Genomic DNA, 392 nt, shown 5'->3' with positions numbered 1-392 from the left:
GCACGGGCCGTCGTCCGTGTCGAGATCGCCCTGTCCCGGGACGAGCTGCTGTGCGCCCTGGCGAACCGCTACTGCTCCGCCGACCAGACGGTCAGCCCCGACGAGATGCCCGTCGAGGAGATCCGCCTGTACGTCGAGAGTTGGGTGTCGGCCATCAACGACATCGAGCTGAACCGCGAGGCGGAAACCTTGTGGTTCGGGTTCGAGGACTGGCCGACCGAGGACCAGCAGCGTATGCGCGCGTTGGCGCGAGCCATCGACCGGGCGTACCCGCCGGAGCAGTACACGACGGTTGTCCTCGACGGCACGCCGCTACACCCGCGGGTGCGGTGCGTGGCCTCGGGGTGCGGCTGGTCCCTGGCTAGTGGCGAGGTCGAGCCGATGATGCGGGC

The 392-nt window shown here is 69.4% G+C and carries 1 protein-coding gene; it reads left to right on the top strand.

Annotated elements, in window-relative coordinates:
• Positions 1–392: hypothetical protein (locus O5O46_RS35165; protein WP_269859754.1), on the top strand; the 392-nt coding region annotated here is incomplete at both ends.

Source organism: Streptomyces sp. RPT161 (genome assembly GCF_027533845.1).
In the GTDB taxonomy this organism is placed as follows: domain Bacteria; phylum Actinomycetota; class Actinomycetes; order Streptomycetales; family Streptomycetaceae; genus Streptantibioticus_A; species Streptantibioticus_A silvisoli_A.
The sequence above is the reverse complement of the archived record's forward strand: the minus strand, read 5'-3'. Positions and strand labels throughout refer to the sequence as shown.